The following is a 15,129-nucleotide window of genomic DNA, read 5'->3' as shown; positions in this document are numbered from 1 at the left end:
CCCGCGGTCTCCTGGGGATCGACACGTCCCGGAACAAGCAACAAGAGGTAGGACATGACGAGCAAGGCGCTCAGTGTGCCGGCGGTGGCGTTGGGCACGTGGGCCTGGGGAGACAGCGACGAGGCGGGCGATGGCTACTTCGGCAGTCAGCTGAGCGAGTCCGGTCTGCGAGAGGTCGTCGAGAAGGCGCAGTCGAACGGATTCACCTTGTTGGACACCGCCGTGGCGTACGGCATGGGCCGCTCGGAGACGGTCCTCACCAAGGCACTGGCGGGCTACGACCGCAGCGAGTACCAGCTGTCGACGAAGTTCACCCCGCAGCTCGCGGGCGAGGGCGACGACCCGGTCGCGGACATGCTGGAGCAGAGCCTCGACCGATTGGGCACGGACTACGTGGATCTCTATTGGATCCACAACCCTGCCGACGTGGCACGATGGACGCCGCCGCTGATCCCGCTGCTCAAGAGCGGCAAAGTCAGGCATGTCGGCGTCTCCAACCACAACATGGAGCAGATCGCTCTTGCCGATCGGATCCTCGGCGAGGCCGGCTTCCGCGTGGAGGCGGTCCAGAACCACTACAGCCTCCTGTACCGCAGCTCAGAGCGCGTGGGCATCCTCGACCACTGCCGCGAGCATGACGTGCGGTTCTTCTCCTACATGGTCCTCGAGCAAGGAGCGCTGACCGGCAGGTACAGCCCGACCCATCCGTTGCCGGAGGGCAGCAGGCGGGCGGCCGTGTACAACGGCATCCTGCCCCAGCTGCAGACGCTGACGAACCGGATGAGGGCGTTCGGCCAGGACCGAGGCGCGTCCGCCGCCGACGTCGCCGCCGCGTGGGCCATCGCCAAGGGGACCACCCCGATCATCGGGATCACGAAGGCGAACTACGTCGACGGGTTGGTCCGAGCCCGCGGCATCGAGCTCGCCGACGAGGAGATCGCGGAGCTGGAGGCGCTGGCGGATGCCGCAGACGTCGACACGCGCGGCTGGTGGGAGCAGGAGATGTAGCAGCCGTCGAACCGGAGGACGCCGCCGCGGGCACGTTCGACGTGATGAAGATCGAAGTCGACCAGCTACCCGAGGCGACCAGCTCCGGATGAGATCGAAGTAGAACTGCTCGTATAGCTCAGCCGGTTGTGCGGGTGTCGTTGAGGGCAGCCGTCAGAAACGATCGGAGGTGTCGGTCACACAGACCGGTCCCCACACAATCAATGAGCGCTTCTGAGCAACTACTGGAAAGCCGCCTGCGCTCGGCGTCCAGCGGCAGGACCGCGAGCGCAGGCCACAGGCAACCGAACCAGGTCGAGACCGGTGGAACTCTGGGATCAGCTCCCTGATCAGCCGGATTCAGGCGCATGGGCGCTGAGCGGGAAATCGTGCCGCCGGACCGGGTACCCGTCGTACGGACAAACCGTCGGTGGCCAGCGTCGACGTTCCCTCCTAGTGATCAGTTCAGAATGAGTTTGCGCAGGCAGATGATTGAGCAGGCAAGGCTGAGCATGGCCTGGTGGACGTCGGCTCGTCGTTCGGTGCGGATGCGGAGTCGTCGGAAGCTTTTGAGCCAGGCGAAGGTGCGTTCGACCGGCCAGCGGACTGTGCCCAGGCCGGAGCCGTGGTCGACGCCGCGGCGGGTGGTGCTTGGAACCGGGTTTGCGGCGGTCGACCGGGCTCGGCCCGGTGTGGGCCCCCCTTTGAGGGCGCGCAGGTGGGTGGAGTCGACCAGGGCCGCGGACAAGTCCAGCAGTCCGGCGGCGCGCAGTTCGGCCAGCAGAAGCTCGTGCAGCTGCTGCCAGACGCCGGCCTCATGCCACTCGGTCAACCGCCGCCAGCACGTCGAACCCGACGCGCCGAACAAGGCGGTGGGCAGCCGGTTCCAGCCGATGCCCGTGCGCACCGCGTAGAGAATGCCCTCCAGCGCGGCACGGTCGTCGGCACGTCTGCGACCTGGATAGCGGAAGCGCCTCGGGGACATCGGAATCAACGGTTCCAGCCGAGCCCACAGCTCGTCGGTCAAGACCTCCTCACGCACACAGTGCTCTTGGAATGTCCTGTCCCGCAGGCAAAGCCGACACACCAGCCATTTTGAACTGGTCACTAATACGACAACGACAGGTTGTTACCGATGACCAAGGTCTGATAGTTGATCTCTGTGTCGATGGAGTTGGTGGCAGGTTGGTCGGCAGGGTTCGATGCGTTTCTGGGGCGGTTCGCGGGCCGGTTTCCGCGGGTGGAGTCGCGGCGCCGGATGCGTTGGTATGTCCGGGGTTTGCTGTCCGAGGTGGAGCGGAAGAACGGCTGGACGTTGGCGGAGGCCGCCGGTGACGCAGGCCCGGAAGGCATGCAGCGGTTGCTGAACTTCTACGCCTGGGACACCGACGGACTGCGTGACGACGTGCGGACGGCGGTGGTGGAGGCGATCGGTGACGCCGAGGACGGCGTGCTGATCGTGGACGAGACCGGTTTCCTCAAGAAGGGCACCAAGTCCGCCGGGGTGGGCCGTCAGTACTCCGGGACGGCGGGGCGGATCGAGAACTCCCAGGTCGGTGTGTTCCTGGCCTACGCCTCACCATGCGGTCGGGCGTTGATCGACCGGGAACTGTATCTGCCGAAGGACTGGACCGACGACCGGGAGCGGTGTCGTGCGGCGGGAATCGATGACGGGGTCGGATTCGCGACCAAGCAGATGCTCGCCCGGCGGATGATCGACCGGGCCGTGGAGGCCGGGGTGCCGTTCGGGTGGGTGACAGCGGACGAGGTCTACGGCAACGACACGATGTTCCGCCTGTGGCTGGACAACCTGGACATCCCGCATGTAGTGGCGGTGCAGAAGAACGCTATGGCGGTGACATTCGGGATGCTCAAGGTCCGCGTCCACCGCCTGATCGCCGAGTTGCCGGACACGGCGTGGGAACGACTCTCCTGCGGTGCGGGTTCGAAGGGGCCAAGGACGGCCGACTGGACCGCGGTCGACATCCGTCCGCTCCGCTGGCCAGGGCGGGGCCACTGGCTGCTGGCCAGGCGGAGCATCTCCGATCCATCCGACATCGCCTACTACATCTGCTTCGGCCCGGCCGACACCACACTGCAGCGCTTGGTGGGCGTCGCGGGAGCGCGTTGGGCGGTCGAGGAGTGCTTCCAGACCGCGAAGAACGAAACCGGGCTGGACCACTACCAGGTCCGCGGCTACCAGGCCTGGTATCGGCACATCACACTGTCCATGACCGCACTGGCCTTCCTGGTGATCACCCGCGAGATCACCAAAAAAGGGGATCCGCATCCGGCACCGGCCATGCGCTGATCCCGTTGTCGGTCAACGAGATCGGCAGACTGTGGAACCGGCTCGTCATCCGCCTCGCCCACACCGCGGATCACGTTCTGCACTGGTCGACATGGCGACGAACAAGCCAAACCCGCGCCCGCATCAGCCACCACCGTAAGCGCGGACATCACGATCTGTCGTTGTCGTACTAAGCCTGCGGGAAGCCGTCGCCAGGGTCGCGGCCGACGACGGTCCGTACTACGCGTTGACCGGGGCGCCGAACCATTGCCGGACGGTGTCGCGCAGATCGTCCTGGTCGGGGTGCGTCTCGGAGGACGCCCAGGCCACGTAGGAGTCCGGGCGGAGCAGGAGCGCGGTGGCGTCGGTAGCTGCCGTGGCGCGGACGACCTCGATGCCGTCCGCGTGCAGGTCACCGTTCTCGGTCAGGTCGATCAGCAGGGGTTTTGCGGCGCGGATGAGTTCGGCGAGGCGGATCGTGCCGTCGGGGGTGTGCAGGTCCAGGTCGGGGGCGGGCCAGCCGGTGAGCGGATGAGTGCCGTCGGCGACCGGGTAGCGGACGTCCGCGCCGGCGACGAGGTCGGCGAGGACCCGCACGACGCCTGGTTGGGTGAGCAGTTCGCCGAACAGCCGGCGCAGGCCGGTGGTGTCGTTGCCAGGGGAAAGCAGCGCGGCCTGGGCCTGGGAGTAGGTGATGGTCCGGTCGGCGATCGGTCGTCGCTCGGTCTCGTAGGTGTCGAGGACGTCGGTGCCGCCCCTGATCGCGCTCGCCAGCTTCCACCCCAGGTTGATCGCATCTTGCATGCCGAGGTTGAGTCCGGTGCCGCCGGCGGCGAAGACGTGCGCCGCGTCGCCGACGAGGAACACCCGGCCGTGCCGGTAACGGTCGGCGACCCTGGTGTTGCCGCCGTTGATCCGCCGCAGCACGTGCGGTCCGTCGCCGGTCGGCGCTTCGATCGGGACGTCGACGCCGAGCACCCGGTTGATGCTGGCCCGCATCTCGTCCAAGGTCATGGGCTCGTCGGACTCGGGCTGATCCCACTCGACGGTGGTCACCAGCGGCGGGAGGCCGGGCAGCGGCGCGTAGGAGAAGCCGCCGCCCGCGGTGCGGACCGGCAGGAACGGCAAGACGGGCCCGTGACCGGGCACCTTCAGCGCTCCGGTGGCCGGATCGAGCCAGTCGTGCGGCACGACGGCGTGCGCACTGCGGCTGGTCGACCGGTCGTAGGTGATACCGGGGAAGCCGATGCCCGCCGCCTTGCGGACCGGGCTGTGCGCGCTGTCCGCGCCGACGACGTAACCGGCACGCAGCTCGTAGGTTTCCGTGTCGGGGCCGCGGACGGTCAGAGTGACACCGGCGTCGTCCTGGACGAGGCGGATGAGTTCGTGGCCGCGGCGGATTTCGGCACCGAGCTCTGCAGCGCGTTCTTCCAGTACCTGCACGGTCTTGAGCTCCGGCACCGGAAGGGTGTGGATGGGGCTGTCGTCGAGAAGGCCGAGGTTGAGCGGCATCGCGGCGAACATGAAGTAACCGTTATTGGGCTTCGGCGGGCCGGCCTGCCCGCTGAGTCGTTCGAACAGCCCGCGCCGGTCGACCATGCGGACGACCTGCCCGACAAGACCGTTGGACCTGGGCTCCCTGCTGGCCTCGGTCAAGCGCTCCAGCACGACCGGACGGACGCCACCGAGCGCGAGTTCACACGCGAGCATCAAGCCGTTGGGCCCGCCACCGACGACGACTACATCCATGGTTGTCACTGCTCGATCTTTGGGCATGCCGAACAGCCCGTCGAGCGAGTTTCGCCGCGGGCCAGGCTCCAACTCGGATCAGGCAACCCGGCCCCGGATCTGATCGAAAACCTCGCGCAGCGGGAGCTACGAGAGACGGCGCCGGTGCTGGTGCGGTCAGCGATAACGACGACCGGTTCGTCCTGCGACGTGACGTGAACGCGGAACACCTCGTGCCCAGGGCGCGGGCTCGGCGAGGAGTTTCTGGAGTACCGGGGCATCGACCTTCGTCTGCCGGGCTGACTCTGCCCAGCAGCGGCTCCAACTGCGCGATGACCGCGTTGATGAGCGCGAGACACCACAAGTCCAGCCCCTACCTTGCGACAGCACGGACCCAAGGAACCAAGCGCCCGCTGATCAGAACCGCAGAAGGCAGGCCGCATGAACGTGATCGAGTACCGCGGCAACAGCAGGAAGACCGCGAGGAAGTGATCGAGCGCGGATGGAACCTATACGCGGCCTGAACGGTCCGGGCTCGCCATATCCGCGCCGAGCTGCCAGTGCGCCTCAGTGATCCTCGCGCCGACGCGACACGGTGGCCGCGGTCTTCCGCCGCCGTGCGGCGCGCAGAGCCACCTGACCAAAGACGTCGGCCCCGATCCTTGCACGGGATCGGCGCCGACGTCGTGTTTCCGGGACTACGCGGCCCGCAGTCGACAGTACCGCCAGTCGTTGCTTCTCATCCGGCCTTGCCGGGCCTGCTGGTTACCAGGCGCGACTCGGTTGTGCTCAGACGGCGGGCACGCGACGTTGTCCACCAGCGAAGGTGGCAGTCACGGTGACTCCGGCGCAGCCGGCGGTCTTGCCGTGCAGACTCACGTAGTTGTGGCCGACGGGCGGGGTCGCGATGGTCACGGCCTCGCTGTTGTTGTTTCCGGTGGACCGTTGGGTGTGGGCGGAGGTGGTCGCCCACGCGGTGGGGTTGTAGTAGAGGTCGCAGTCGCCGGTGCCACCGATAGTGGTGATGCGCAGGTCGGTCGCACCGGAGGGGACGTAGACGTACAGGTAGTCGTAGTTGCCGGGCGAGGTGCCGCGGTTGCTGCGCGAGCAGTTCTTACCCAGCTCACGGTTGTCGGCCCCGGCGCACTCGGGCTGGGTGGCGCCACCGACTGCGATCTGTCGCGTGGTCGTCGCCGTGGCACCCTGGTTGTCGGTCACGGTCAGGGTCACCTGGTAGGAACCCGTTGCCGCGAACGACTTGGTCGGGTTAGTGGCTGTGGAAGTCGTGCCGTCGCCGAAGTCCCACCGTCGCGCGGCGATCGTGCCGTCCGCGTCGCGGGATCGGTCCGTGAACGTGACGGTGAGGCCGGAGACGGCGGAGACGAAGTCGGCGGTGGGAGTCTGGTTACCGCCTCCGCCACCGCCGCAGTTGCCTGCAGCACAGGCGGACAGCCAGCTGTACCAGTCGGAGTCGTACCTGGTGCCGATGGTGTTCTTGAGGAAGGTGCGCGCGGCGTTCCAGTTTCCCGTGCGGTAGTAGCCCAGCACGGTGTTCATGTCGGCGCGGTGTGACTGGAGCATGTAGCGGACCGCGAGGTAGCCCCACCGGTAGATGCGGGTGGTGTCGTGGCTGTAGGTGGTGTCGAGCAGGGTGCTCAGCGCGTAGCTGCGCTTGCCCGCTTCGGCGATGGCGGCGTCGTAGGTCTCGCGTCGGTAGTGGTAGGAGATGTACTCGGCGAACCCCTCGATCCACCAGACGGTCGGGGTGGACACGTTCGAGGTGAAGTCGCCGTACATGTCGAAGCGGCCGTCGAGGTAGTGGGTGTACTCGTGGTTGAGGTTCCAGATGGCGAACGTCGGTCGCAGCCATTCCGCCTCGTAGGCGATGAACCGCGCCTGGTTCCCGACCGCCGAGGGGTCGCCTTCCAGGTACATGCCACCGTTGTTGGTGTCGATGCCCCACATGACTCCCGCATAGGTCTGGTAGTCGGTGCTGGAGTCGTAGACGACCACCTCCAGGCTGGTGTTGCGGTCGCCGGAGACCGGACCGGGATCGGTGACGACGCTGTGGAAGTAGGTGTCCTGCTGGAGCAGCGACGCACACGTCTGTGACAGCTCGGTCGAGGTCATCTGCTGTGCGCGGATCCGCAACGAGGTGCTGCACGAGTGGTTGATCGGCAGCACTTCGGCGGCCAGCCGAGTCTGAAGATCGCATGTGACGTAGTAGGTGCAGTTGGCCTTGTCGTAGGACTCGGTCATCTCCGCCACGCCTACCCACAACGCGGCCGTGGCACCGCGGATCGACGAGATGTCCAGCAGGTTCTTGGCCTGGGACCGCACCTTCGGGTGCAGGGTGGTGTGTTGCAGGAATCGGCCGAGTTCGCGGCCTGCGTTGGACGTCAGGTAGCCGCGCGGCCCCGAGAGCAGGTCCAGGTGACTGGATGCGAAGTTGTGCAGGGCGTCGGTGATGCTCGGGTCGGACCGCACGGTGGAGACGAACTCCGGCACCTGATGGCCGCGGAACAGGACCGTGTAAACGTTGTTGACCGCGTTGAGCATCCACCACGAGCTGTCGTAGGTGGAGTTGTAGCCACTCAACAGACGCTTGACGACGGACAGATAGCGGGCGTTCTGCTCCGAGCTGTCGATGAGCGTGACGGCTTCGGACAGGACCTCGCCGTTCGCGTCGCCGACATCGAACGCGCGCGGGTTGGCGAAGAAGCTGTCCAGGCCGGACTGGATCGCCGTGCGGAGCGTCGGCCCGTACTGCCCCACATCAGAGGGGTGATACCACTGGACGTAGTAGCCGGCGCGCAGATAGAGCGCCAGTTGGGCGGTTCCGGCCGAGTTGTTACCCGCATACGCGGTGCCGTTGTCCCGTAGGCCGTAGGCGACGCTGGCCATCTGAGCCTCGCGGAACGCGTGGTAGGCCTCAGAGCCGGTCAGGCTGAACAGCGTGTTCACGCACTCCGTGGTCGATGCTCGAATCTGATCCACCAACGCCCCTCCGGTGCGACTGGTGAACTCGGAGGCGTTGCAGGCGGCCACCGCCGTTCTCGCAGTGCTCATGGACGGCCGCGGTTCCGCCACCGTCTGTTGTGGACTGTCGTAGTCGCGACGCAACTCCTGCGACGACGCCGAACGCGGCGGCCTCCGGTCGACCTGAAAGGCCGATCGCGCGACGTGCGGAGAAGAAGTATCTGCTCCTGTCGGTAGAGCACGCTTGGCTGGCGATGCGGAATCCGCTTGCGCCGGGAGCACACTTGTCGCGCCAAGCGCCACGGCGACAGCGAGCAGAACTAATGAAAAGCGCCGTTGAAACCCTTGAAGGTCCATTGCTTCTCTTTCCGGTGGAGCGACGCCGGGCGCCGCTTCGGCAGGTGGGCAGGGAACCCGACCGTGCGCACAGCGTCACACAACAATGCGCACCTCAGCCATCTCAGCCACAGATAGGGTGGACCTATGAACACATCTGACCTGCGGAAATGCAGACAAGGACGGATCTTGAGGGCAACGCGCGGACACTAGCCGACATTAACTCGCATTTTCTCGGCTAGCGACAAGGGTCACTTCCCGCTAGTCACTGCAGGGAATAGCCTTGTTCTATGGACTTGGAAATCCGTCATCTGCGTGCGATGTGCGCGATAGCCGCCGCCGGCAGTCTGTCGCAAGCCGCGTCACGCCTCGGTATCTCACAGCCCTCGCTAACTGGGCTGTTGCAGCGCATGGAACGCCTGGTCAACGGACAGCTGTTCGAGCGCAGCCGCACTGGTGTGACGCCCACGGGACTGGGAGCGCAGTTGGTGCGACGCGCCCAGCTGCTGCTCGCCGAACTGGAGACGATCGGAGCAGACCTGGCGCGTGATGACACCGGACCGATCCGGTTCGGGTCGGTGCACATGGAGCGCGTCGCCACCCTGTTCCAACGGCTCGACCACGCCTTCCCCGACGTCAGGGTGTCGCTGACGGTCGAACCATCGAGCACGGTGCTGGCTCACCAGCTTGGCCGCAGCAGCCTCGATGCCGCCGTGCTCGCTGTGGCGGAAGACAGGCACATCCCGTTGGAGCGCAACGTCGCGCAGCGCATTCTGCTGCCGTGGGTGCCGGTGTACATGGCGTTGTCGGCGAGCCATCCACTCGCCGCAGCTCGGCGCGCGCCGAACGCAGTTGCTCGGTGATCGCAGCGAGCTTGTCTTCAAGATTCGCCTGAGCGTGGAACGCCAGTCGCGCGGGCCCGTTGAAGCCGTGTGGCCAGTAGGTGTGGAGATGATCGGGCAGTGGTAGTTCCGTGTCGGTAGCGCGGTCCGGATCGGTGGTCCAGCCGAGGCCGAAGATCTGGCCACGTTTGGGTTTGTGGCTGGATTGGCAACCTGGTGCGCTCGGAAGAACGGCGATGTCTGCGCCGTCCGCACACGCGTACAGCAGCGTCGCCATGGCGGTGGACACCATCGTCGTCAGATACGTTGTCCATCGGTCGTCGCCGGCGCGGGGACCGGACGCGGCCTCGAAGCGAGCCTGAGCTTGTTCGACCATGTCGTGCACAGTCAGGTCCTCATTGGTAGGAATCCACGTGCGCACAACGTCAAGCGCCCCAGTGCCTATCGGCTGCGCGTCGTGCTCGACGATCTCGATCAGGAATTCCAACACCAAACCCGGGACTGATCCCGTGTTCATCTGAACACAGGAAGTCATGATCGGGAGCGTAACAGCAACACCTATACGAAGACCTGATGGCTGGTCACCCACCAGAGCATGTACCACCCGGTCAGCCCAATCTGAACGCACAGTTGCTACTCACCGCACATGAAGCCATAACCACAAACTCGATTTTGCGCCTCAGATCACATTGACTATGCACGCGCACGGACCGGTAGCGCCCCGCGCCGGAATGCGGCAAGCTCACGAATGGAGGCTGGAGTTGACATGAATTCGACGGGCACGACTCAACGGCGTGCGATGATCATCGCTGCCGCCTGCACAGCTGCGGCCCTGGTCGCAGGATGCTTGGTCTGGTGGATTCACTCACACCGCCAGCCCGACGCCACGAGCAACGACGGGAGCGCCTCGATCTCTTGCGTGCAGACGGCTGTCCACGACGACGGCTACTGCGAACGCGTCGCCGAGAACGTGGTGCGCCGACGTCCACCGTCTCCCGAGCAACGTGCGGCAGCAGAACAGATCCACAACGATGTCCGGCGTGCGATATCCCGAGGCACCAGCTGCCTGCCGACAGCGGCCGCGCCGTGTTCCCGCTCGACCGCCAAGCATCCCCCTACCGACGCCGACGCGGAGTCAGCGCGTCACAGCCTCAGCAAAGAGGGTTTTCCAGGTAGCGCGGTCAGAATCGCCCGCTCCAACGACCCAGCGCCAGCCGGAAGCCTGCTTTACGCAGCACAAGCCGGTGCAGAGACGTGCATCGTCGGCCACATCATCGAACTGCCAGGCGGAGCCGGCGGCGGATTCATCGGAGGCCTGCTTCCCAATGGACGCTGCCTTGAGGACTGATACCTGCATACGGATTACCAGCTCAGACCAGCTTTGATCGCCACACGTGACTCACCAACATCGCGAGTTCGTGCGCGGCGGTTAAGCAGTGCCAGCAGACCGGGCACATCATCGGTAGCAGGTTCACGGCGCCGTGGGTGGTGACCTGTGGAGATTCTGCGAAAACATGCGTGTCTGACGTTGCCATGACGAGAAGTTCCGCAAGCTGATCACCGTTGGTTGGTGGGCTTGGTGAAACCGCGGGCGCCGCGACGGCGCTCGCACGTGCCTACGGCGTGCCCCAGGTCGTGACCGGGACGCGGGACCTGCGAGACGGCGACCGGAATGCTTTTCCGAGCGGCGTGCTTCCGCATCTGCGGCCGGGCCGAGAACGCAGCCGGCAAAGGCGCGAAGGAAGCGCGATGCTTCTGGAGAACGGGCTAGCCGCGCCTTGGATCACTCTGGAGAGGCCATTGCCCCACCTCGCGGACGGCGGTGTCGTGATCGGTGTGCACGTCGGGTATGTGGAGTGCTTTCCAGTGCGGTGATCTTGGTGAAGTCGCCGCCCAGGCCCACAGAGGAGCTCACGCATGGCGCAGAAGATTCTTGTTCAACTCATCGACGATCTCGACGGCACCACCGCTGAGGATGTCGAGGCCGTCAGCTTCGGCCTGGACGGTGCCACCTACGAGATCGATCTGAAGCAAGACAACGCCGTGAAGCTCCGTGATGCCCTGGCTGACTTCGTGGCCGGCGCTCGCCGCACGAGCGGTCGCGTCAAACGGGCGACGAGCACCAGGCGCACCATCGTGGCGGAGTCCTGAACCAAAGAGCAGACGAAGGCCATCCGCGAGTGGGCCAGGGCCAACGGCCGCGAGCTTTCCGACCGCGGCCGCATCCCGACCAGCATCATCGAGGAGTTCGAGACGGCTCACCTCTGAGCGCGTATCTGCCGCGGCGCCTGCGCGGCGGCGTTGCTGACGGCGCCAGGGCAGCAGCTTTCGCAGCCAGGTAGTCGATCACCGCAATGCCGTCGCCCGGAGCTCTGGTTTCATGTCGGACATGATCCCCAACGCCGAGCACTGGCGGGTGTCGGTGTGGAGGCGCAGGAGCTGCAGCACGCGATCATGGGCTACCTACCGGGATATGCGACGCCACGGATCGTGTGCGACGTGCCGTACGTCGGCAAGCGGTGGGTGCACCAGCTGGAGGACTACGACCGGGAGCTCGGGATCTCGTACTGGACCAAGAACTACCGGACCGGGATCGAGCTGGAGGACCCGGAGGCGTTGAACCGCCGCTACCCCTACTACGACCCGATCTCGACGCTCGGTGAGACCGGCCAGAAGTGGTGGTCGGAGCAGGCCTGACGGGTTGCGATGGGGCCGTTTCCGGGACATGTCCCGGAAACGGCCCCATCGGCATTCTTCGCCTGGCTGGTGAAGAGCTCGATCCTCTCAGGCCGGCAACGCCCGAACACGCCGCACCTCCATCCGCAGGCCCGGCCTGGGTCCCATCGCCACTCCGCGCAGCTGGGGAACTCCCCGGCGGGGATTGACACAGCGCAGCTCCAGGCTGCGCAGCACCGCAGCGACGATCATCCGCAGTTCCAGCATGGCGAAGTCGGCGCCGAGGCAGCGGCGCAGCCCGCCACCGAACGGCAGGAAGTCCTGGGCTGACATCCGCCTGTCGAGGAACCGGCCCGGGTCGAAGCGCTGCGGATCGGGGTGGACATCGGGCCGTCTGTGGACCAGGTAGATGCTGGGTGTGAGCCGGGTACCGGCCGCTGTCGGCCGGCCGAGCAGTTCCCAGTCCTCGATGAGCACCCGGTTGCCCGCCAGGGTGGCGGGAGGGGTCAGCCGCAGCGATTCGCGGCACACGGCGTCAAGCAGGGGAACGTCCCTGGCGTTGGCGGCCTCGCTGGTGGTGGCCGCCAGCTCGTCCCGCACGTCGGCCAGGATCCGCGGGTGACGCTCCAGCCAGAACAACGTCCAGGCGGTCGCGGAAGCGGTGGTCTCATGGCCTGCGAACAGCAGTGACACCAACTGGTCCCGCAGCTCGTCGTCGTCGAGCCGGCCGAGCGGCTCTCGTCCGCTGGTCAGCAGCCCGGCGAGAGTTCCACGCGGTGTGCGGGACGCCGTCCCGCCTCGGCCCTCGGGGCGGGCGCAGCGCAGCACATCGCGGTCGATGACCTCCCGTCGTCGCAGGAACGTGCGCCACGGTGAGGGCAGTCCGGCCGAAGTGCGGAGATAGCGGTAGAGCAGTGTCCGGGGCACCGAGCCGAGCGCGCCGTCCACCCAGGTGCTGAACCGGTGGAGCAGGTCCTCACCGCAGGGGCCGAGAACGATGCTGCCGATGACGTCGAGGGTGATCTTGCGAGTCCACTCGGCCAGCTCGACCACGGATCCGGGGACCAGGGTCCTGATCGCGGCGTGGGTGGTGTCGGCGATGGTGGAGTGGTAGCGCCGCAACGCGTTGCCGCGCAGCTCCGGGCCGATTGCCTGGCGGTACGCGGCGTGCCGGTCTCCGTTGGCGAACAGCAGGGACCGGTCCCCCACCAGCGGGCGGAGGGTGTCGGAGCCGGCGAGGTGCATCTGCCGGTCGGCGCGGAAGATCTGTCCGATCGCTTCGGGGTTGCCCACCAGCAGGCGCCGCTCGGGCGGACGTGACAGCTCCACCACATCGGACTGTTCGGCGGTGAGGGAGTCCAGGAAGGCCAACCCGCCGACGACGAGGCCGCACCGGGCCCGGTTCACCTCGCAGCCTCCCAGACCGGTGCCGAGCCGTTTTCGGGAAGGGCGGCCACCACATCAGGATCGGTGGCGGCGAGGTGCAGAGCCGCGAGTCGCGCCGCCCGGATCACCGCTATCGGAGCGTAGAGGTCCTTGTCGTGCCACAGGCGCGGCAGATGCGCATCCCGGTCGTCGATGCCGGGACCGTTCTGGCGCAACAGGAAGGCGCAGCCGCGTGCGGCGGCGCGCGTCAGAGGGGTCTTGTCGCCGGAGGTGTGAGTGGCCAGCAGGACGTGCAGGGCGTAGGAGGTCTCCTCGTCGGTGCCCTCCCATCGTCCCCAGGAACCGTCAGCACGTTGGGTGTCCAGGATCCAGCGCACCGCGTCGTCCACCGCGTCGACGGCGTCGATGCCCAGGGTGGCCGACCGGTCCAGCGCGAGCGCGCAGCACGCGGTCGCGTAGTAGGGCGAGGCATGCCATTTGTCCCACCACTTGCCGTCCGGCTCCTGGTTCTTGCGCAGCCATGCCGCGATCTTCTCCGCGGCGTCCTGCCGACGGGTTCGGTCTGCCGTGTCCAGGGCCGCCAGTGTTTCGAGGATGTGGGCGTTGGTACTGGTCGACGGCGTCCGTTCGCCTGGGAAGCAGAGGAAGTAGGAGTCCGCCTCGTAACTCCACAGGCAGTCCGGGGAAGGCTGGTCACCGGCCTTGGCCAGCGCGTAGAGCACTCCGGCGGTGTCGTCGGAGTCGGGTGGAAGGCCTGGGGCGGCAGGGGCGCCGGTGCTGCTGAGGCTCTGCCGCAGGCTGTCCACCAGTTCCCGGGGGATCCGCGTGTCCATCCGGCCCGTCGCCAGCGCCGAAATGGTCCAGGCGCGTTCGAAGGAGGTGATGGGACTGATCCCGGGCACCGGTCCGGGTCCCCTGCGCTGGACCTCTTCCAGATAGCGGGTCGAGAGGCGCACGTCGTCGGCCGTCCTGACGGGACTTCCCTTCGTCCGTTGCCACGCAACGGTTGCGGCCGGGGAACCGCCCACAGCGCCGTTGACCGGACGAACGTTGTCCGCGCGCGCCGCGTCAGCGCCCAGGACCTCCAGCGAATGCCAGAGCTTGTCCGGCAGGGCATGATCGACCCGGACCGAGCCGCGGATCCTTTCCAGGAAGGCTTCGTCGGCCTCCGCCGGTGCGGAAAGCGGCGGATGGGCCGACCACGCGTCCAGCCCGGGCAGCGGTTCGGAGACGAGCCGCCCCAGCTGCCGGTTGATGTCCCCGATCAGCCACGGAACGATCAACTCCGCCGCAATGGTGTCGGGGAACGGCTTTCCGCCGCCTTCGCCGAGCCATGCGGACAACCAGGCCAGCCCTCGGGTGACAGCGCTGACCAGGAGGCCGTGCTGGACGGCGTCAGCGGCCGGGCGCTGAGCACGGCGGAGTTCGGTGAACAGAGCCTCCACGGCGCTCAGGGTCGGCACCAGACCGTAGCCGTCGGGTGCTCCCCAGCTGCCGTCGCTCTTCTGCTGGCCCAGCAGGAAGCGCACACGCTCCGGGTGTCCGTCCAGCCACGTGGCCGTCGCCACCAGCCTGGCTGTCTCGTACACCGAGGGAGACACCTGCCCCATGCCATCGGCTGCCAACTCGGCCAGCAGACCTTCCGCGGCCTTCTCCACCGCATCGAGCCAAGGTGGAATCAGGCTCCCAGCGAGCTCGAACCGGCCCTCGTCGAGGGTGATCGCCCCGACCGGGCACAGGTCAGCGGCCGACCGGATGTCCTCCGACGGCTCCACAAGAGCTTCGCTGGGGTGTGCCAACCGGTCGTCGTCCAGTTCGAACGAGCCGGGCGCGGTGGCTCTGCACTGCCCCGACCCGATGCACCTGTCCCGGTCGACGGACAACCGCCAGTATCGCGTCATGTCA

8 protein-coding genes and 2 pseudogenes are annotated in these 15,129 nt (G+C 66.8%); 5 read left to right on the top strand and 5 right to left on the bottom strand.

Annotated features, from left to right (window positions below):
* Positions 1-54 precede the first annotated feature (54 nt).
* Positions 55-1,008, top strand: a complete 954-nt coding sequence (locus tag ADL03_RS14880) for an aldo/keto reductase (protein WP_053734039.1) — start codon at positions 55-57, stop codon at positions 1,006-1,008.
* Between the two features lie 439 nt (positions 1,009-1,447).
* Here the strand turns inward: ADL03_RS14880 and ADL03_RS14875 are convergent.
* Positions 1,448-2,029: pseudogene (locus tag ADL03_RS14875) on the bottom strand (transposase).
* A gap of 126 nt (positions 2,030-2,155) precedes the next feature.
* On the opposite strand from ADL03_RS14875, the gene ADL03_RS14870 reads away from it, so the two are divergent.
* On the top strand, positions 2,156-3,298 hold the full coding sequence (locus tag ADL03_RS14870) for an IS701 family transposase (protein ID WP_082373153.1): 1,143 nt from the start codon (positions 2,156-2,158) through the stop codon (positions 3,296-3,298).
* Between the two features lie 219 nt (positions 3,299-3,517).
* Here the strand turns inward: ADL03_RS14870 and ADL03_RS14865 are convergent, their stop codons facing one another.
* Together ADL03_RS14865 and ADL03_RS14860 are read right to left on the bottom strand one after the other, a co-directional pair.
* On the bottom strand, positions 3,518-5,026 hold the full coding sequence (locus ADL03_RS14865) for an FAD-dependent monooxygenase (RefSeq protein WP_053734037.1): 1,509 nt from the start codon (positions 5,024-5,026) through the stop codon (positions 3,518-3,520).
* 768 nt (positions 5,027-5,794) lie between these two features.
* On the bottom strand, positions 5,795-8,341 hold the full coding sequence (locus ADL03_RS14860) for a collagenase (RefSeq protein WP_053734036.1): 2,547 nt from the start codon (positions 8,339-8,341) through the stop codon (positions 5,795-5,797).
* Positions 8,342-8,610: 269 nt separating this feature from the next.
* Here ADL03_RS14860 and ADL03_RS14855 point away from each other — a divergent pair, with 269 nt between their 5' ends.
* From ADL03_RS14855 to ADL03_RS14845, 3 genes and pseudogenes are all read left to right on the top strand, one after another.
* A complete protein-coding gene (locus ADL03_RS14855) occupies positions 8,611-9,183 on the top strand; it encodes a LysR family transcriptional regulator (protein ID WP_082373152.1) in 573 nt (190 codons plus the stop codon).
* Between the two features lie 1,896 nt (positions 9,184-11,079).
* Positions 11,080-11,430 (top strand): annotated as a pseudogene (locus tag ADL03_RS14850) (Lsr2 family protein).
* A 156-nt stretch (positions 11,431-11,586) separates the two neighbouring features.
* A complete protein-coding gene (locus ADL03_RS14845) occupies positions 11,587-11,859 on the top strand; it encodes a hypothetical protein (RefSeq protein ID WP_053734034.1) in 273 nt (90 codons plus the stop codon).
* A gap of 87 nt (positions 11,860-11,946) precedes the next feature.
* Here the strand turns inward: ADL03_RS14845 and ADL03_RS14840 are convergent, their stop codons facing one another.
* Positions 11,947-13,245, bottom strand: a complete 1,299-nt coding sequence (locus tag ADL03_RS14840; RefSeq protein WP_053734033.1) for a cytochrome P450 — start codon at positions 13,243-13,245, stop codon at positions 11,947-11,949.
* Positions 13,242-15,125, bottom strand: a complete 1,884-nt coding sequence (locus ADL03_RS14835; protein ID WP_157528636.1) for a 4Fe-4S domain-containing protein — start codon at positions 15,123-15,125, stop codon at positions 13,242-13,244. Before ADL03_RS14835 ends, ADL03_RS14840 begins: the two co-directional genes overlap by 4 nt.
* Positions 15,126-15,129 lie beyond the last annotated feature (4 nt).

Source organism: Nocardia sp. NRRL S-836 (genome assembly GCF_001279525.1).
GTDB lineage: Bacteria > Actinomycetota > Actinomycetes > Mycobacteriales > Pseudonocardiaceae > Lentzea.
The sequence above is the reverse complement of the archived record's forward strand: the minus strand, read 5'-3'. Positions and strand labels throughout refer to the sequence as shown.